Source organism: Pseudomonas sp. FR229a (assembly GCF_030209115.1).
Lineage (GTDB): Bacteria > Pseudomonadota > Gammaproteobacteria > Pseudomonadales > Pseudomonadaceae > Aquipseudomonas > Aquipseudomonas moraviensis_A.
Genome location: NZ_JARVSP010000003.1, coordinates 1 through 19,552 on the forward strand (window position 1 = coordinate 1; position 19,552 = coordinate 19,552).

At 61.0% G+C, this 19,552-nt stretch carries 14 protein-coding genes; 9 read left to right on the plus strand and 5 right to left on the minus strand.

Features of this window, described 5'->3' with window-relative positions:
- Positions 1–368 precede the first annotated feature (368 nt).
- The 3 genes from QRN33_RS02775 to QRN33_RS02785 all read left to right on the plus strand — a co-directional run bounded on the left by QRN33_RS02775 (position 369) and on the right by QRN33_RS02785 (position 7,109).
- Complete coding sequence (locus QRN33_RS02775) at positions 369–3,644, plus strand: transglutaminase family protein (protein ID WP_285406769.1); 3,276 nt, start codon at positions 369–371, stop codon at positions 3,642–3,644.
- Positions 3,645–3,732: 88 nt separating this feature from the next.
- Positions 3,733–6,219, plus strand: coding sequence for a circularly permuted type 2 ATP-grasp protein (locus QRN33_RS02780; protein WP_285406770.1), 2,487 nt, complete (start codon positions 3,733–3,735; stop codon positions 6,217–6,219).
- Positions 6,219–7,109, plus strand: coding sequence for a transglutaminase family protein (locus QRN33_RS02785; protein WP_252873800.1), 891 nt, complete (start codon positions 6,219–6,221; stop codon positions 7,107–7,109). Before QRN33_RS02780 ends, QRN33_RS02785 begins: the two co-directional genes overlap by 1 nt.
- A 205-nt stretch (positions 7,110–7,314) precedes the next feature.
- Here QRN33_RS02785 and QRN33_RS02790 read toward each other — a convergent pair whose 3' ends face one another.
- Together QRN33_RS02790 and QRN33_RS02795 are read right to left on the minus strand one after the other, a co-directional pair.
- Positions 7,315–7,503: a hypothetical protein gene (locus QRN33_RS02790; protein ID WP_016771927.1), complete on the minus strand. Its 189-nt coding sequence runs from the start codon at positions 7,501–7,503 to the stop codon at positions 7,315–7,317.
- 68 nt (positions 7,504–7,571) lie between these two features.
- Complete coding sequence (locus QRN33_RS02795) at positions 7,572–8,159, minus strand: cytokinin riboside 5'-monophosphate phosphoribohydrolase (RefSeq protein WP_042608963.1); 588 nt, start codon at positions 8,157–8,159, stop codon at positions 7,572–7,574.
- A 342-nt stretch (positions 8,160–8,501) separates the two neighbouring features.
- Between QRN33_RS02795 and azu the strand changes: the two genes are divergently transcribed.
- A complete protein-coding gene (gene azu, locus QRN33_RS02800) occupies positions 8,502–8,948 on the plus strand; it encodes an azurin (protein WP_042608962.1) in 447 nt (148 codons plus the stop codon).
- 185 nt (positions 8,949–9,133) lie between these two features.
- A complete protein-coding gene (locus QRN33_RS02805) occupies positions 9,134–10,582 on the plus strand; it encodes a hypothetical protein (protein ID WP_285406774.1) in 1,449 nt (482 codons plus the stop codon).
- A 110-nt stretch (positions 10,583–10,692) separates the two neighbouring features.
- On the opposite strand, the gene nadE is transcribed toward QRN33_RS02805, so the two are convergent.
- From nadE to QRN33_RS02820, 3 genes are all read right to left on the minus strand, one after another.
- Positions 10,693–11,520: an NAD(+) synthase gene (gene nadE / locus QRN33_RS02810; RefSeq protein WP_227973569.1), complete on the minus strand. Its 828-nt coding sequence runs from the start codon at positions 11,518–11,520 to the stop codon at positions 10,693–10,695.
- Positions 11,521–11,524: 4 nt separating this feature from the next.
- Positions 11,525–12,748 (minus strand): nicotinate phosphoribosyltransferase, encoded by a 1,224-nt coding sequence (pncB, locus tag QRN33_RS02815; protein ID WP_285406779.1) that lies wholly within the window; start codon positions 12,746–12,748, stop codon positions 11,525–11,527.
- Between the two features lie 215 nt (positions 12,749–12,963).
- A complete protein-coding gene (locus QRN33_RS02820) occupies positions 12,964–13,863 on the minus strand; it encodes a LysR family transcriptional regulator (RefSeq protein ID WP_064363075.1) in 900 nt (299 codons plus the stop codon).
- Positions 13,864–14,027: 164 nt separating this feature from the next.
- On the opposite strand from QRN33_RS02820, the gene amaB reads away from it, so the two are divergent.
- From amaB to QRN33_RS02840, 4 genes are all read left to right on the plus strand, one after another.
- Positions 14,028–15,518 (plus strand): L-piperidine-6-carboxylate dehydrogenase, encoded by a 1,491-nt coding sequence (amaB, locus tag QRN33_RS02825; protein ID WP_123419907.1) that lies wholly within the window; start codon positions 14,028–14,030, stop codon positions 15,516–15,518.
- Positions 15,519–15,608: 90 nt separating this feature from the next.
- Positions 15,609–16,892, plus strand: coding sequence for an L-pipecolate oxidase (amaA, locus tag QRN33_RS02830; protein WP_285406784.1), 1,284 nt, complete (start codon positions 15,609–15,611; stop codon positions 16,890–16,892).
- Positions 16,893–17,260: 368 nt separating this feature from the next.
- Positions 17,261–18,394 (plus strand): ABC transporter substrate-binding protein, encoded by a 1,134-nt coding sequence (locus tag QRN33_RS02835; protein WP_064363070.1) that lies wholly within the window; start codon positions 17,261–17,263, stop codon positions 18,392–18,394.
- A gap of 241 nt (positions 18,395–18,635) precedes the next feature.
- On the plus strand, positions 18,636–19,550 hold the full coding sequence (locus tag QRN33_RS02840; RefSeq protein WP_039756948.1) for an ABC transporter permease subunit: 915 nt from the start codon (positions 18,636–18,638) through the stop codon (positions 19,548–19,550).
- Positions 19,551–19,552 lie beyond the last annotated feature (2 nt).

The following is a 19,552-nucleotide window of genomic DNA, read 5'->3' on the forward strand; positions in this document are numbered from 1 at the left end:
CATGAGAAATGACCTAAACCCTATAACCGTGTCCAGTATCGTTTGACCAGAACAACCCCAGCCCTCTCCCCCAAGGGGGCGAGGGGGAAGGGAGCAGATCTCCATGCTTTTCGAAATCCGGGTTCGACTCAGGACTTTCACGTCGGCGTACCTCTTACATCCACCTCGGTCAGTCCCCTCTCCCTTTGGGAGAGGGCTAGGGTGAGGGGCTCTTCGCAACATTTGCGTGCAACTGAGCCAAAGCATTTCCTCGCATCGCCCGGTTTTGGTGCTGTACTGCCTTGAGCATTTCGAGAAAACGCGCTGGCCTGTGCATGGCATAAGTCTTGCGCGCTTTCCTCTACGCCCAGGCTCGCAGGAGGCACGCCGTGTCGATTCATGTCGCATTGCATCACGTCACGCATTATCGCTATGACCGCGCTGTCGAACTCGGCCCGCAGATCGTGCGCCTGCGCCCGGCGCCCCACAGTCGCACGCGGATTCTGTCCTATGCGCTGAAAGTCTCGCCCGAGCAGCATTTCATCAACTGGCAACAAGACCCTCAGGGCAATTACCTGGCACGCCTGGTATTCCCGGAAAAAACCACAGAGCTGCGCATCGAAGTCGATCTGCTCGCCGAGATGGCGGTGTTCAACCCGTTCGACTTCTTCCTCGAACCCTACGCCGAAAAAATCCCGTTCAGCTACGCCGCCGATGAGCGCAAGGAGCTGGCGCCGTACCTGGAAACCTTGCCGCTGACCCCGACCTTCAAGGCGTACCTGGACAGCATCGACCGGACGCCGCTGCCTGCCGTGGATTTTCTGGTGGCGCTCAATCAGCGTCTCAGCGAAGACATCGGTTACCTGATTCGCATGGAACCGGGCGTGCAAACCCCGGAGCACACTCTCCAGCACGCTTCTGGCTCCTGCCGCGACTCGGCATGGCTGCTGGTGCAGTTGCTGCGCAATCTCGGTCTGGCGGCGCGGTTTGTCTCCGGTTACCTGATTCAACTGACCGCCGACGTGAAAAGCCTCGACGGCCCGTCCGGCACCGACGTCGACTTCACCGACCTGCATGCCTGGTGCGAGGTGTATCTGCCGGGTGCCGGCTGGATCGGCCTCGATGCCACGTCCGGGCTGTTTGCTGGGGAAGGACATATCCCGTTGGCCTGCAGTCCGGATCCGTCCTCGGCGGCGCCGATCAGTGGTCTGGTCGAACCTTGCGAAACGCAGTTCAGCCACGAGATGTCAGTCGAGCGAATCTGGGAAGCGCCGAGGGTCACCAGGCCCTACACCGATGAGCAATGGCGGGCGATCCAGGCGCTGGGCCGGCAGATCGACGCCGACCTGCTCGAAGGCGATGTGCGCCTGACCATGGGCGGCGAGCCGACCTTCGTCTCCATCGATGACCCCGACGGCGCCGAATGGAACACCGCCGCGCTGGGGCCGGACAAGCGTCGGCTGTCCGCCGAACTGTTCCAGCGCATGCGCAAGCAGTACGCGCCGCAGGGGCTGGTGCATTTCGGCCAGGGCAAGTGGTATCCCGGCGAACAATTGCCGCGCTGGTCGCTCAGTTGTTACTGGCGCCGCGACGGACAGCCGATCTGGCACAACGCCGCATTGATTGCCGACGAGCAGCAGGACTACGGCGCCGACGGCGAACTGGCCGGGCGCTTTCTGGCCAGCGTCGCCGAGCGTCTGAAGTTGCCTGCGCGCTTTGTCTTCCCGGCCTACGAGGATCATCTCTATTACCTGTGGCGCGAGGGCGCGTTGCCCGGCAACGTCAGCGCCGAAGATTCGCGCCTGGAAGATCCGTTGGAGCGCGCCCGGCTGCGCAAGGTTTTCGGTCAGGGCCTGAACAAGGTGATCGGTCAGGTGCTGCCGCTGGCGCGCACGGCCAAGGGCGATCAGTGGCAGAGCGGGCGCTGGTATCTGCGCGATGAAAATTGTCGTCTGGTGCCGGGGGATTCGTCTTTGGGGTATCGCTTGCCGCTGGCGTCGCAGCCGTGGGTGAAGGCGGCGGAATACCCGTTCATCCATCCCAACGATCCGAATCAGGACTTTGCCGAGCTGCCGGATCCCGTTCAGCTCGGGCTTCACGGCGAGCCGGCTGCGCTGGATGAGCGCGTGCCGAAAATCGATGAGTCCGCTGACTGGCTGACCCGCACCGCATTCTGCGCCGAGGCCCGCGAAGGGCGGCTGTACCTGTTCATGCCACCGCTGGAGCGGGTCGAGGATTATCTGGAACTGGTGGCGGCCATCGAGGCCACCGCCGAGGAACTGCATTGCCCGGTGCTGCTGGAAGGTTATGAGCCGCCGAGTGATCCGCGCCTGAGCAATTTCCGGATCACTCCGGATCCTGGTGTGATCGAGGTCAACGTGCAGCCGTCGGCGACCTGGGACGAGTTGGTCGAGCGCACCGAGTTTCTTTACGAACAGGCGCGGCAAACCCGCCTGACCACCGAGAAATTCATGATTGACGGGCGCCACGCCGGTACCGGCGGCGGCAACCATTTCGTCCTCGGCGGCGCGACACCGGCGGATTCACCCTTTCTGCGGCGGCCGGACCTGCTGCGCAGCCTGATCAGTTATTGGCACAACCATCCGTCGCTGTCGTACCTGTTTTCCGGGCTGTTCATCGGCCCGACGTCCCAGGCGCCACGGGTCGATGAGGCGCGCAATGATGCCTTGTACGAACTGGAGATCGCTTTCGCGCAGATACCCGAACCGGGCGAAGAATGCGCGCCGTGGCTGGTGGATCGGCTGTTGCGCAATCTGCTGATCGACGTTACCGGCAACACCCATCGCGCCGAATTCTGCATCGACAAACTGTATTCGCCGGACGGCGCTACCGGGCGTCTCGGTTTGCTTGAATTGCGCGCATTTGAGATGCCGCCCCACGCGCAGATGAGTCTGGCCCAGCAGTTGCTGTTGCGGGCATTGGTTGCAAGGTTCTGGCGCGAGCCTTACGCGCCGCCGAAGCTGGCGCGCTGGGGCACCGAGCTGCACGACCGCTTCCTGCTGCCGCACTTTATCGAGCAGGATTTTGCCGACGTCATCGTCGAGCTCAACCATGCCGGCTATCCTTTGCGCGCGGAGTGGTTCGCTGCGCATCTGGAATTTCGTTTTCCCAAGGTCGGCGACTACGCCGTCAACGGCATCGAGCTGGAGCTGCGCCAGGCCCTCGAACCCTGGCACGTGCTGGGCGAGGAGGGCTCGGCGGGCGGCACGGTGCGCTACGTCGATTCTTCGCTGGAGCGCTTGCAGGTCAAGCTCAACGGCCTGGCGCCGCAGCGGTATCTGCTGACCTGCAATGGCGTCGCGGTGCCGTTGCACCCGACCGGACGGGTGGGCGAGTTTGTCGCCGGGGTGCGCTTTCGGGCCTGGCAACCGGCCAACTGTCTGCACCCGACCATCGCGGTGCACGCGCCGCTGGTGTTCGACCTGCTCGATACCTGGATGGGACGTTCGCTGGGCGGTTGCCAGTATCACGTCACCCACCCCGGCGGACGCAATTACGAGACCTTGCCGGTCAACGCCAACGAAGCGGAGAGTCGGCGCATGGCGCGGTTTTTCCGCCTCGGACATACCCCGGGGAAACTTGCGATACCTGAAGTGGACATCAGTGACGAACTGCCGATGACCCTCGATTTGCGACGTTTCTAAGTCTCACGTGACACGCGGATTTTTCGTATATCCGCGTGTCACGTGCCTGCGTTAGTCTGACCGTTCCCTGCTGTCTGCCGAGCTTTCCATGCCTGACCTGCTAGACCGCTACCCGCTGAACGCGGGCACCTACCACGAACTGCTCGACGGCAACGGCGCAGTGCGTCCGCATTGGCAGCGGCTGTTCGATCAGTTGCAGCGCAGCAGCCCCGCGCAACTGGTGCAACGCCAGGCCCTACTGGCCCGGCAGATTCAGGAAAACGGTGTCACCTACAACGTCTATGCCGACCCCAAAGGCGCCGATCGGCCGTGGGAACTGGATCTGTTGCCCCATGTGATTGCGGCGGATGAGTGGCAGCAATTGTCCGCCGGCATTGCTCAGCGTGGGCGCTTGCTCAATGCGGTGCTGGCGGATCTGTACGGCCCGCAACGGCTGATCAGCGAAGGTCTGCTGCCGGCAGAGCTGGTGTTCGGGCACAACAATTTTCTCTGGCCCTGTCAGGGCATTGCGCCGCCCGAGTCAGCCTTTTTGCATTTGTATGCCGTGGATCTGGCGCGCACGCCGGATGGCCGCTGGTGGGTCACCGCTGATCGCACTCAGGCGCCGTCCGGTGCCGGCTATGCGCTGGAAAACCGCACCATCGTCTCCCGCGCCTTTCCCGATTTGTACCGTGATCTGAAAGTTCAGCATCTCGCCGGATTCTTCCGCACGTTGCAGGAAACTCTGGCGCGTCAGGCACCGGAGGGTGATGACGCACCGTTGGTAGTGCTGCTGACCCCAGGGCGTTTCAACGAAAGTTATTTCGAGCATCTCTATCTGGCCCGCCAGCTCGGTTATCCGTTGGTCGAGGGCGGCGATCTGACCGTGCGCAATGCCACGGTGTACCTGAAAACCCTCAGCGGCCTGCGCCGGGTGCACGCGATCATGCGCCGCCTCGACGATGATTTCTGCGACCCGCTGGAGTTGCGAACCGACTCGGCGCTGGGCGTGCCCGGCCTGCTCGAAGCGGTGCGTCAAGGGCGGGTGCTGGTGGCCAATGCGCTGGGCAGCGGGGTGCTGGAATCGCCGGGCCTGTTGGGCTTTCTGCCGAAGATCAACCAATTCCTGTTTGGTGAAGAACTGATCCTGCCGTCGATCGCCACCTGGTGGTGCGGGGAAGCACCAGTGCTGGCGCAAGCGCTGGAAAAACTCCCTGAACTGCTGATCAAACCGGCGTTTCCGTCGCAAAGCTTCGCGCCGGTTTTCGGCCGTGATTTGAATGAAAGTCAGCGCCTGGAGCTGGCGCAACGCATGCAGGCGCGGCCTTATGCCTATGTCGCGCAAGAACTGGCGCAACTGTCGCAGGCGCCGGTCTGGCAAGCCGATGACGGTCAACTGCAACCCCGCGCGATTGGCATGCGCATGTACGCCGTGGCCAGCCACGATGGCTACCGCGTATTGCCGGGCGGGTTGACCCGAGTGGCGGCCGACGCCGATGCCGAGGTGGTGTCGATGCAGCGCGGCGGGGCGAGCAAGGACACCTGGGTGCTGAGCGATCGTGCGCCGAGTGGCGAGCAGTGGAAGGCACAGCGCAATATCGGCGTGCATGATCTGGTCCGACGCGATCCGTACTTGCCGTCGCGGGTGGTGGAAAACCTGTTCTGGTTCGGCCGCTACTGCGAACGCTGTGACGACAGCGCGCGGCTGCTGCGCATCATGCTCACGCGCTATGTCGATGGTGATGATCCGCAAGCGTTGCAGGCGGCGGTCGATCTCGGTGAGCGACTGGCGCTGTTGCCGGATGAAGGCGAACTGCCGGAACGCTTGCTCGCTGCGTTGCTGGGCGAGGATTGGTCGTTCAGCCTGCGTTCCAACTTGCAGCGCTTGCAGTGGGCCGCCTCGCAAGTGCGCGGCAAGCTGTCCCGCGAGAACTGGCAGGCGCTGGTCGAATTGCAGCGCGAGGCACTGGAGCTGGAAGTCGATGAGCCCGACTTCGGCGAACTGCTGGATTTCCTCAACCGTCTGGTGATGTCGCTGGCGGCGCTGTCGGGGTTTGCCCTGGATGACATGACCCGCGACGAAGGCTGGCGTTTTCTGATGATCGGCCGGCGCATCGAACGCTTGCAGTTTCTCAGCAGCAGTCTGGCGGCGTTTCTGCGCGGTGCCGGTGCGTTCGATCAGGCGGGGCTTGAGTGGTTGCTGGAACTGGGCAACAGCAGCATCACCTATCGCTCGCGCTATCTGGCGGTGGCACAGTTGATTCCGGTGCTCGATCTGCTGTTGCTGGATGAGCAGAACCCCCACGCCGTGTTGTTTCAGCTGAAACTGGTGACCCGCACGCTGAAGCGTTTGAACGACGATTTCGCTGCGCCTCGCGAGACCGGATTGCTGCAATTGGTCGAACGCCTGTCGCGGTTTGATCTCGGCTGTCTGGAGAATCCGCTGTTCGGCAAATCCAGCGTACGTGCCGCGCTGGACGGTCTGGCCGATCTGTTGCAGGAAATCGCCGAGGCCAGCGGCCAGGTATCGGATCGTCTGGCGTTGCGCCATTTCGCCCATGTCGATGATGTCAGCCAGCGTACGGTGTCGGTGTGATGAGCGCTCAGTATCAGATATTTCACGACACCTGTTACCAGTACGACAGCCCGGTCTCCCTCGCGCAGCAACTGGCGCACCTGTGGCCGCGCGAATGCAGCTGGCAGCGCTGCACCGAGCAGCAACTGCTGATCAGCCCCGAGCCGACCATGCGCCGCGACGAGCTGGACGTGTTCGGCAATCCGCTGACGCGCTTGGCCTTTGAACGGCCCCATGACCAGTTGCAGGTCAACGCCCGGCTGACGGTTGAGGTGCTGGCGCGACCGGCGCTGGATTTCAATCAGTCCCCGGCGTGGGAGCACACCCGCGATGCGCTGACCTACAGCGGCCAGCCGTTGTCCGCCGACTTGCTCGAAGCCTGTCGCTACCGGTTCCAGTCGCCTTATGTGCATTTGAAGCGCAGCTTCGTCGAGTTCTCGCACAGCTGTTTTCCGCCGGGACGTCCGTTGCTGCTCGGCGTGCAGGCGCTGATGCAGAAGATATTCAGCGAATTCACTTTCGATGCCGAAGCCACCCAAGTGGCGACGCCGCTGGTGGAAGTGCTGGAGCGTCGACGCGGGGTCTGTCAGGACTTTGCTCACCTGATGCTGGCCTGCCTGCGCTCGCGGGGGCTGGCGTCGCGTTATGTCAGCGGTTACCTGCTGACCCAGCCACCGCCGGGGCAGCCACGGCTGATCGGCGCCGACGCTTCCCATGCGTGGGTATCGGTGTTCTGCCCGGTATCGGGATGGGTGGATTTCGATCCGACCAACAATGTGCAGCCGGCGCTGGAACACATCACGTTGGCGTGGGGAAGGGACTTCTCCGATGTATCGCCGTTGCGCGGGGTGATTCTCGGTGGCGGTAATCACGACCCGGAAGTGCGGGTCACGGTGATGCCACTGGAGTAACGCAGATCAAACTGTAGGAGTGAGCCTGCTCGCGATGGCGGTGTGTCAGGCGATAAATGTTGTGACTGACACACCGCTATCGCGAGCAGGCTCACTCCTACAAGGGAAATGGGTGTTTTGGGAAGGGCTGCGAGGGCCGGCGGCAGAACCGCCAGCCCCGTCACAAATCCGCAGGGCCTGATTCGATCATCAAACCCGGTGGGGCTCAGGCGTCGGGCGTCTGATCTTTCGGTGCATCGGATGCATCAACATCATCATCGGTCGCCACTTCACCGTCAGGGTTCAGTGCCGCTTCTTCAGCGGTTTGCTTCTTGCGCTGAAGCTTTTCCTCTTTCTTCTGTTCCTTTGCCAGGTCTCGTTGACGTTTGGCGAAGGAGTAATTGGGTTTGGCCATGGGCGATCCTCTGGGGTCGAAGGTGAGGTTGAGCGGCGCGTATTCTGCCCTGTATCGGTGTCCGGGGGTTAACCGGGTTTCTGGTCGACCCACTTGGGCGTGACGGTCGGCTGCCACTGATCGAGGGCGTCGAGCAGGGAATCTGGCGATTCGCTCACTTGCAGCATGTCACGGTGTGGCGCGCGAACGAAGCCTTCACCGACGATATGATCGAGAAAAGCCGTGAGTTTGCTGTAGAAACCGTTCACTTCCAGCAGGCCCAAAGGCTTGCCGTGGTAGCCGAGCTGGCCCCAGGTCCAGACTTCGAACAGCTCTTCCAGCGTGCCGAGGCCGCCGGGCAGGGCGATGAACGCATCGCTGAGTTCGGCCATCCGCGCTTTGCGCGCGTGCATGCCATCGACCACTTCGAGACGGGTCAGGCTTTTGTGGCCGATCTCCTTGTCCATCAGGCTTTGCGGGATGATGCCGATCACTTCGCCGCCAGCAGCCAGGGCCGCATCAGCGACAATGCCCATCAAACCGACGGCGCCACCGCCATAGACCAGGGTCAACTTGCGCTCGGCCAGCGCCCGGCCAAGGGCCACGGCAGCTTCGGTATAGGCTGGCACGGTACCGGCGTTGGCACCGCAAAATACACAAACGGATTTCAGCGACATGGGTTACTCCTGAGGCGATCAGTCGCACAGGGTGACGGCTCCCGCTCCGCGCTCCAAGGATCAGACTTCGCGTTCGGGCGCTTCGCAGGTACCGCTGGCGCCACAGGCGTAGGCGGCGAGCAAGCTGCACAACAGGCCGTTAAAGAACATGACAGGCACTCCGTATCAGTAGGTGGGCCGATCATAGGGCCGAGCGAATGGAATGACCGTTAGATTGTGTCGATGAGTGTCATAGCCTGAAAGTTGTATACAATTTTTGACTCAAGTCATATGAACTTGCGATGATTTCAGGCAGTCTTTCCACCACTAGTGTTTTTGTTAACCCTGCCTTGGAGATTCACCATGTTTTCCAAAGTTGTTGCGGTATCCCTGCTGGCGCTGGCCAGCAGCCAATTGATGGCTGCCGAGTGCAAAACCACCGTTGATTCCACCGATCAGATGTCCTTCAACACCAAGGAAATCGTGATCGACAAGAGCTGCAAGACCTTCACCGTCGAACTGACCCACTCCGGCAGCCTGCCGAAGAACGTCATGGGTCATAACCTGGTGATCAGCAAAGAAGCTGACATGCAGCCAATCGCTACCGACGGCCTGGCCGCCGGTATCGACAAGAGCTACCTGAAGGATGGCGACGCCCGCATCATCGCGCACACCAAGATCATCGGCGCCAAGGAAACCGATTCGGTGACCTTTGACGTATCGAAGCTGGATGCCGCTGAAAAATACGGCTTCTTCTGCTCGTTCCCTGGCCACATCTCGATGATGAAAGGCACCGTCACCCTCAAGTAAATCCGGGTTCAGGTATTGCAGGAAACGCCGCTGCGCGATGATCGCCAGCGGCGTTTTCGCGTCGGGCGCAAAGCTACCGTTCGTCCGAATAACGTGCCTACCTGTTACTTCTGACAGTAGACCATTCCTTCAAAGTCGGGCTTACATGAGTCTTCTTTCCAGACGATTGCAAAGAGGATTTCCACATGAATGCCAAGAGCAAAAACTCGACCTTAGCCGACCTGAAAATCATTAGAGTGTTTTCAGGTGGGCAGGACGTTCCCGACGGCGGCGCGATTTTTTCAGCAAGAGCCAACTTCACCGTCACCGGGCCTGCCGACGCCAGTCTGCAGCTCCTTATCGATGATGTGCCGAAATACAACGGCCAGACAAACAATGCGGGCGACCTGAATTTTTTGATAGACGATCTTCCGGACGGCCGGCACGAATATCGTCTGGCCCATGAGGACGAGCGCACCGATCCATTTACCATGAATGCGGTTGCGACCAAACCCTTTATCGAAACGTTGAAAGATTCCACAGGGGATGTTGAGAACGGCGGCTCGACCGGAGAGACCGATCTGAAGATCAATGGCTTGTGGAAGGAAGGGCAGATATGGATCTTGAACGGTGCTGCTGAACCGATTGTCATGTTTCGCGTGGGCAGTGACCGCAGTTGGGGCGGCGACCTCACGCTTGCCGCGGGAAAAATCCATACGCTGAAAGCCAGAGCGGATGATCGATCGGAGTCCGACCTCTATACCGTGACCGTCGGCGAGGTCTCCGAAGGCGAGGTGAAGATCACTTCGCTGAAGGACTCGAAAGGTGAAGTAGCAAGCGGGGGGACGACCACAGACACTCAATTGACCATCAGCGGCTCGGCAAAAGACGGCGAGATCAAGTTGCTGGAGGGTGATAACACTACGCCGGTTGGAACGTTTACGGTGACGAATGACGTCTGGGGCGGCACGTTCGAGCTCACAGCAGGCAAAACCTACGCGCTGAAAGCCGTGGCGGAGGACGGCGAAGAGTCTGCTGTCTACACCGTGACTGTCAGCGAGGCGTCCGAGGTCGAGTTGGAGATCACTTCGCTGAAGGATTCGAAAGGGCAAGACGTAGCAAGCGGTGGGACGACCACAGACACCCAACTGACGATCAGCGGCTCGGCAAAAGACGGCGAGATCAAGTTGCTGGAGGGTGATAACACTACGCCGGTTGGAACGTTTACGGCGACGAATGACGTCTGGGGCGGCACGTTCGAGCTCACAGCAGGCAAAACCTACGCGCTGAAAGCCGTGGCGGAGGACGGCGAAGAGTCTGCTGTCTACACCGTGACTGTCAGCGAGGCGCCCGAAGTCGAGTTGGAGATCACTTCGCTGAAGGATTCGAAAGGCGACGTAGCAGACGGTGGGGCTACCGACGACACCAGTCTAACGATCAGCGGCAAGGCAAAAGACGGCAAGATCGAGTTGCTGGAGGGTGCTAACACGACGCCGATTGAAACGTATACGGCAACGGATGGCACCTGGGGCGGCGCGTTCGTCCTCTCAGCTGGCGCAACTTATGCGCTGAAAGCCAAGGCTGAAGACGACGCAGAGTCTGAGACCTACACCGTGACTGTCAACGCGGCGCCTGAAACTCGCGTCAAGTACTGATTGCAAGTCTGGGGATACCGCGGCAAAGCTGGCGCAGGCAGCGATCTTTCGATGGTCATCCTCGAAACCGGGATCGCTGTCTGCGACAGTTTTTGCCGTTTTGTACCCGTTCAGGGTGCGAACGGCATCACGCGTTTGTGATGGGTCTTGTTGTAGGTCGCGACGATGATGTCGAACGCTTCCCGGCGCACTGGCTCACCATGCAGGAAAGCGTCGATCTCGGCGTACGTCACACCATGGGACGCTTCGTCCGGTTTGCCCGGCGACAGGTCTTCCAGATCCGCCGTCGGGACTTTCTCGACCAGCGACTCCGGCGCGCCAAAACTGCGGGCAATTGCGCGCACCTGATTTTTCACCAGACCGCTGAGCGGGGCGAGGTCGCAGGCGCCGTCGCCGAATTTGGTGAAGAAACCCATCACCGCTTCCGCCGCGTGGTCGGTTCCAATCACCAGACCGCCCGCCACCCCGGCAATCGTGTACTGCGCCACCATGCGCATCCGCGCCTTGGTATTGCCCAGCACGAAATCCACCGACGCCGCCGGTTTGCCTTCGAACGCCGACACCTGAGCAGCCAGCGCCTTGACCGCCGGGCCGATGTTCACGGTGTGGATTTCGTCAGGGGCGATGCAGTCGAGCGAAGCCTTGGCGTCGTGCTCGTCAAACTGGGTTTCGTAGGGCAGGCGCACAGCGATGAACTTGTAGCCGTCGTCGCCGGTTTTTTCGCGCAGTTCACGGACCGCGCGCTGCGCCAGGAGGCCGGCGGTGAGTGAGTCGACGCCGCCGCTGATGCCCAGCACCAGGGTCTTGAGGCCGGAATTGACCAGGCAATCCTGAATGAACGTCAGGCGTCGGGCGACTTCGGCCTGCAGGGCCTGATCGTCGGCGAACGGTGGTTGCACCTTGAGCTGCTCAGCAATCTCACGCTGTACGGCTTGCATGAATTCACTCCTTGCTAGATAGACTGGATTCGGCAGGAACCTGAAACACATGTCGCAAATAGGCGACGAAATTCGGATCTTTGCAGTGGGTCTTGCCGGGCTCGTCGGAAATCTTCGCCACCGGCTGGCCGTTGCAGGCGGTCATTTTAAGCACGATGCTCATCGGTTCGACACCCGGGATGTCGCAGGTGAGGTTGGTGCCGATGCCGAAGCTCACATTGATGCGACCGTGCAGCGCGCGGAAAATCTCCAACGATTTGGGCAGGGTCAGACTGTCGGAAAACACCAGGGTCTTGCTCATCGGGTCGATGCCGAGCTTGTGGTAGTGCGCGATGCACTTTTCGCCCCACGCCACCGGGTCCCCGGAATCGTGGCGCAGGCCGTCGAAAAGCTTGGCGAAGAACAGATCGAAATCGCCAAGGAAGGCGTCGGTAGTGATGCAGTCGGTAAGGGCGATACCGAGCAGGCCCCGGTACTCGCGAACCCAGCAATCGAGCGCGGCGATCTGGCTGTCGATCAGGCGCGGGCCGAGTTGCTGATGGGCCATGATCCACTCGTGAGCCATGGTGCCCAGCGGTTTCATGTCCAGCTCGCGGGACAGATGCACATTGCTGGTGCCGACGAACCGCCCCGGGAAATCGTGCTTGAGTACGTTGACCACTTCGGCCTGCACACCAAAGGAAAAGCGCCGACGCGTGCCGAAATCGGCGACCTGCAGTTGCGACAGTTCATCGGCCGAGGCGTTGGCGGTCAGCCAGTCGAACTTGCGATACAGCTGTTCGCGGGCCTGCTCCAGCGAGGTTTCGCGGTAGCGAAAGCGGTTACGCACCTCGCTGACGATCGCCAGCAGCGGCACTTCGTAAAGGATGACGTGCAGCCATGGCCCGCGCAGGCGGATGAACAACTCGCCGTTCTCGATGCCGGTATGCAAGTAACGCAGGTTGAAGCGGAACAGACCCAGGAAGCGCAGGAAGTCCGGTTTCAGGAAGGTGATGCGCTCAAGAAAACTCAGCTGATCGGCACTCAGGCTCAGTTCGGCCAAGCGCTCGATCTGATGACGGATCTCGGCCAGATACGGGCGCAGATCCTCGGCGTTGCGGCAGCGGAACTCCCATTCGACTTCGACGTTGGGGTAGTTGTGCAGCACCGCCTGCATCATCGTCAGCTTGTAGAAGTCGGTGTCGAGCAGGTTCTGCACGATGCGATCGGCAAACACACTCTCGCTCATAAAACGGGTCTCCAGTGGCGCCGCGCCTGGCGCGGTCTATATCGATGGCGCTAGTGGCGCATATCGGCGGTAGGGATTGCCAGCATTTTTTAAGCACACCGCAGATCGAATGTGGGAGCGAGCCGGCTCGCGAATGCGGTGTGTCGTTAAAGATGATGTGGCTGACCCGACGCTTTCGCGAGCCGGCTCGCTCCCACAGGGATCCCCGGTTGACCTCAAGCCGGGCTGTCGATCTGCTCCAGCATCCACTTCACGAAATCCCGTACCTTCGGTACTTCCGCCGCGTGCTCGGGGTAGGCCAGGTAATAGGCGTCGCTGCTGGGCATCGCATGCTGCCAGGGTATGACCAGTTTGCCCTCGGCCAATTCCTCTTCCACCAGAAACCGTGGCAGGAGTGCCACGCCGCAGCCGACCTGGGCGGCGCGGATGCACATATAGAAGGTTTCGAAACGCGGCCCGTGGTAGCTGTGTTCGGTGTGGTAGCCCTGGCTGTCAAACCAGTCGTGCCAGGCCTGCGGTCGCGAGGCATTTTGCAGCAGCACCAGATCGGTGAGTTGCGTCGGGTCAGTCAAAGGCGTGTCGGGCAGGCTGCCCGGGGCGCAGACCGGTACCAGTTCTTCGCCGAACAATTTCAGGGACTCCGTACCCGGGCGCGACGCCTGGCCGAAATAGAAGGCCAGATCGCTGCGCCCTTGCAACAGGTCATCGGCTTCCTGCTCGTTGCACAGGTCCAGATGGATCGACGGATGGCGCAGTCGCCAGCCTTTCAGGCGCGGCACCAGCCAGCGGGCACCGAAGGTCGAAGGGGTGGATACACGCAGGACTTCGGTCTCTCCGCCGTAGGAACGCAGGTAATGCGTCGACATCTCCACTTGAGTGAGGATTTTTCTGACTTCGACCAGATACAAATCTCCGGCCGGAGTCATCTGCAAACGCCGACGCACGCGGCGAAACAGCAAGTGCTGCAACAGTTCTTCAAGCTGTGCGACCTGTTTGCTCACCGCACTTTGGGTCAGGTTCAGCTCTTCGGCGGCGCGGGTAAAACTCAGGTGCCGGGTCACCGCCTCGAAGCACTGCAGGGCGGTGATCGAGGGCAAGTGTCGTTTGTTCAGCATGGCCAGTCCTTTTTCTTGTCTTTCTGTACGCAGCATGAATAAACGGAATGATATCTGGCGTAAAGGTCGTTTGTTGCATCGCCGCAGTGACGCTACAACTAAAGGCCTGCCCGGCCATGAAATGAATGGCCGCACACATTCTGTTTTTGCTTGAGGAGAGACCGATGGTTGCCGCATTGCTTGATCGTCTGGGAGTCAACCCGGCCCTGTACCAGAACGGCAAAGTGCCGGTGCATTCGCCCATCGATGGCAGCGAAATTGCCTCGGTGAACTGGGAAGGCGCTGCCGAAGTCGAGCAGCACATCAGTCGTGCAGATCATGCATTCGAGCACTGGCGCAAGGTCCCGGCGCCGCGTCGCGGCGAGCTGGTGCGTCAGTTCGGCGAAGTGTTGCGCGAATACAAGGCCGACCTCGGCGAGCTGGTGTCGTGGGAAGCCGGCAAGATCACGCAGGAAGGTCTGGGTGAAGTGCAGGAGATGATCGACATCTGCGACTTCGCTGTCGGCCTGTCGCGCCAGTTGTACGGTCTGACCATCGCTTCCGAGCGTCCGGGCCACCACATGCGCGAAACCTGGCATCCGCTCGGCGTGGTCGGGGTGATCAGCGCGTTCAACTTCCCGGTCGCGGTGTGGGCGTGGAACACCACGCTGGCGCTGGTTTGCGGCAACCCTGTGGTGTGGAAACCCTCGGAGAAAACCCCGCTGACCGCGCTGGCCTGTCAGGCGCTGTTCGACCGCGTGGTGAAGAATTTCAGCGATGCCCCGGCGAGCCTGTGCCAAGTGGTGATTGGCGGTCGCGATGCCGGCGAAGCGCTGGTCGATGATCCGCGTGTCGCGCTGATCAGCGCCACCGGCAGCACGCGCATGGGCCGCGAAGTGGCGCCGAAAGTCGCCGCGCGTTTTGCCCGCAGCATTCTTGAGCTGGGCGGCAACAATGCGATGATCCTCGGCCCGAGCGCCGATCTGGACATGGCGGTGCGCGCGATTCTGTTCAGCGCCGTCGGCACCGCCGGGCAACGCTGCACGACCCTGCGTCGGCTGATCGCTCACGAATCGGTGAAGGAAGAAATCGTCACCCGCCTCAAAGCCGCGTATTCGAAAGTACGCATCGGCCATCCGCTGCAAGGCAATCTGGTCGGCCCGCTGATCGACAAACACAGCTTCGAAAACATGCAGGATGCGCTGGAGCAGGCACTCAGCGAAGGCGGCCGGGTGTTCGGCGGCAAGCGCCAACTGGAAGATCAGTTCCCCAATGCCTATTACGTATCGCCAGCCATCGTGGAAATGCCCGAGCAGAGCGATGTGGTCTGCAGCGAAACCTTCGCGCCGATTCTGTATGTGGTTGGCTACAGCGATTTCGAGGAAGCGCTGCGCTTGAACAACGCTGTGCCGCAAGGCCTGTCGTCGTGCATCTTCACCACCGACGTGCGCGAGGCCGAGCGATTCATGTCGGCGGTCGGCAGCGACTGCGGCATCGCCAACGTCAACATCGGCCCGAGCGGTGCGGAAATCGGCGGCGCCTTTGGTGGCGAGAAAGAGACCGGCGGCGGCCGTGAGTCCGGCTCCGATGCCTGGCGCGCCTACATGCGCCGGCAGACCAACACCGTCAACTACTCGCTGGAATTGCCGTTGGCGCAGGGCATTACATTCGATTAAGCAGCTACGAGCCGCAAGCTACAAGCGTCAAGCAGACCGGCTTGCAGCTTGTAGCTTGTGGCTTGCAGCTGCTCCGACAGGAGTCTGGCAATGCCGTTACGCGAAGAATGTCTGTGGGAAAAGCTCACGCCACAACGTCCGGATCATTCGGCGCTCAGGGGTGAGGTCAAGGTCGATGTCTGCGTGATCGGCGCCGGATTCACCGGGTTGTCGGCGGCGCTGCATCTGTTGGAAAAGGGCAAAAGCGTCTGCGTGCTGGAGGCTCATCGCGCAGGGCACGGTGGCTCCGGGCGCAACGTCGGGCTGGTCAATGCCGGCATGTGGATTCCCCCGGACGAGATCGAGGCAGGTTTCGGCGAGGCGGTCGGCAGTCAGCTCAACCGCATGCTCGGGGCGGCGCCGGCGCTGGTGTTCAGCCTTGTGGATAAATACCACATCGATTGCCAGTTGCGCCGCGAAGGCACTTTGCACATGGCGCATAACGCCAAGGGCGAGGCGGACCTGCGCAGTCGCGAGCAGCAATGGAAACGCCGTGGCGCGCCGGTCGAGTTGCTGACCGGCAAAGCCTGCGAGCAAGCCACCGGTACGCAGAAAATCGCCGCTGCGCTGCTTGATGGTCGCGCCGGCACGCTCAATCCGATGGCCTATGTCACCGGGTTGGCCAACGCCGTGCTGGGGCTCGGCGGGCAGATGTTCGATCATTCACCAGTGACTCGCCTCGAACGCATCGGGCAGAAATGGTCAGTGCAGACCGCCCAGGGCTCGGTGCTCGCCGAGCAAGTGGTCATTGCCTCCAATGCCTACACCGAAGGCGACTGGACCGAGCTCAAACGCAATTTCTTTCCCGGTTATTACTATCAGGTCGCCTCGGTGCCGCTCACCGAAGACGCCGCGCAGGCGATTCTTCCGGGCGGGCAGGGCTCGTGGGACACCCGCCAGGTGCTGAGCAGTATTCGCCGCGACAAGGACGGACGTCTGCTGCTCGGCAGCCTCGGTAATGGCAACCAGAAACCGACGTGGTTTCTCAAAGCCTGGGCTGATCGGGTCCAGCAGCATTACTTCCCCAATCTGAAGCCGGTCGAGTGGGAATGCACCTGGACCGGGCGCATTGCTTTTACGCCTGATCACCTGATGCGCCTGTTCGAGCCGGCGCCGGGACTGGTGGCCGTCACCGGTTATAACGGTCGCGGCGTGACCACCGGCACCGTAGTCGGCAAAGCCTTCGCCGATTACCTGTGCCACGGCGATGCACAGGCACTGCCGATTCCCTTCGCACCGATGCAGCCCTTGGCGGGTGCGGGCCTGCGCAGTTGCCTGTACGAGGCCGGGTTTTCCCTGTATCACGCGGGCCAGTGCCTGCGCATCGTTATTTGAGTGTTGAAATTTGTTGCCGGACGCAGCGCTTTTGCAGCCAGCGACTAGCCTGTAATGGTGCGGGTTGTAGCAGTTGCGCACCAGCAGTGTGCAGTTCGGTGACGCGGGCTGTTACAGGCGGGTTGCACGTCGTTTGCCGCTGCGGTTGCAATGATGGCGCGCGCGGGTTGCGCCTGAAAAAACAAACGGTTTCACCTTCCGCGGTTTAGACGGTTGCACGCCCAATGAAAATGGGAACGAAACAGTCGAAATAACAACAACGCAGCGACTTTTTGAAGAATAAAAAACCGATGGCACGGGCCTTGCTCTGCGCTTTGAGTGAAGTGAAGTCGCAGTGCCAACTAAAAAAAACCTTGGAGCACCACCTCATGTCCCAGACGTTTTACAAGAAAGGCTTTCTGGCCCTCGCAGTGGCTACTGCGCTGGGTGTTTCTGCGTTTGCTCAAGCTGATATCAAGATCGGTGTAGCGGGTCCGATGACCGGTGCCAACGCGGCATTCGGCGAGCAGTACATGAAGGGTGCACAGGCGGCGGCCGATGCGGTCAACGCGGCGGGCGGCGTCAACGGCGAGAAAATCGTCCTGGTCAAAGGCGATGATGCCTGCGAGCCGAAGCAGGCGGTGACGGTCGCCAAGGACCTCACCAACCAGAAAGTCGCCGGCGTGGTCGGTCACTTCTGCTCTTCGTCGACCATTCCAGCGTCGGAGATCTACGACGAAGCCGGGATCATTGCGATCACTCCGGGCTCGACCAACCCGCAGGTGACCGAGCGTGGCCTGAGCGCCATGTTCCGTATGTGCGGACGTGATGACCAGCAAGGCATCGTTGCCGGCGACTACATCGTCGACATCCTCAAGGGCAAGAAAGTCGTTGTCCTGCACGACAAGGACACCTACGGCCAAGGCCTGGCGGACGCCACCAAGGCGCAACTGGAAAAACGCGGCGTCAAGCCTGTGCTGTACGAAGGCCTGACCCGTGGCGAGAAAGACTTCAGCACCATCGTGACCAAGATCCGTGGCGCCGGCGCCGATGTCGTCTACTTCGGCGGCCTGCACCCGGAGGCCGGTCCACTGGTTCGTCAGTTGCGTGAACAAGGCCTGAAAGACGTCAAGTTCATGTCCGACGACGGCATCGTGACCGACGAGCTGGTGACCACCGCCGGCGGCCCGCAATTCACCGATGGCGTGCTGATGACCTTCGGCGCCGACCCGCGCCTGCTGCCTGAAAGCAAGACCGTAGTGGACGCATTCCGCAAGGCCGGCACCGAGCCTGAGGGCTACACCCTGTACGCCTATGCCTCGGTTCAGACCCTGGCTGCCGCGTTCAACGGCGCCAAGTCCAACAAGGGCGAAGAGGCTGCAGCCTGGTTGAAGAAAAATCCGGTGAAAACCGTGATGGGCGAGAAGACCTGGGATTCCAAGGGCGACCTGAAAGTCTCCGACTACGTGGTTTACCAGTGGGACAAGGACGGCAAATACCACCAGCTGGAAAAGCAGAAGTAAGGGCTGAAGCGATCATCTGATCACCACGGTTTTCTTGTAGGAGTGAGCCTGCTCGCGATAGCGGTTGAACATTCAACACATGTGTTGCCTGTCAGTCCGTCATCGCGAGCAGGCGAAGGCCTACAGGGGGCGGTGGTGGTCCGATGGTCACGCTCCGACATTGCTCCGACGTACATCTGTATTTTTCCTAGAAGAACCGCGCGCCATTGGTGCGCAGGTTCTCACTGCGTGAGATTGCGTTATGGATGGTATTTTCCTGCAGCAACTGGTCAATGGCCTGACCCTCGGGTCGGTCTATGGCCTGATCGCCATCGGCTACACAATGGTCTACGGCATCATCGGCATGATCAACTTCGCCCACGGCGAGGTTTACATGATTTCCGCTTACCTGGCGGCAATCAGTCTGGCTCTGCTGGCTTACTTCGGTATCGAATCCTTCCCGCTGCTGATGCTCGGCACGCTGATCTTCACCATCGTCGTCACGGCGGTGTATGGCTGGGTCATCGAGCGTGTCGCCTACAAACCCCTGCGCAACTCGACCCGCCTGGCGCCGCTGATCAGCGCCATCGGTATTTCGCTGATTCTGCAGAACTACGCACAGATCGCTCAGGGCGCCAAACAACAGGGCGTGCCTACGCTGCTGACCGGTGCCTGGCGTGTTGAAGTCGGCAGCGGCTTCGTGCAACTGACCTACACCAAAGTCTTCATCCTGATCGCCGCGTTCGTCGGCATGGGGCTGCTGACCTACGTCATCAAATACACCAAGCTCGGCCGCATGTGCCGCGCGACCCAGCAAGACCGCAAGATGGCCTCGATCCTGGGGATCAACACCGACCGGGTGATTTCCTACGTGTTCATCATCGGTGCAGCCATGGCGGCACTCGCTGGTGTGCTGATCACCATGAACTACGGCACGTTCGACTTCTATGCCGGCTTCATCATCGGCATCAAAGCGTTCACGGCAGCGGTACTTGGCGGCATCGGCTCACTGCCCGGCGCCATGCTCGGCGGGATCATCCTCGGCATTTCCGAGTCGCTGTTCTCCGGTCTGGTCAACTCCGACTACAAAGACGTGTTCAGTTTCTCGCTGCTCGTCCTCGTACTGGTCTTCCGGCCGCAGGGCCTGTTGGGCCGTCCTCTTGTGTCGAAGGTGTAAGC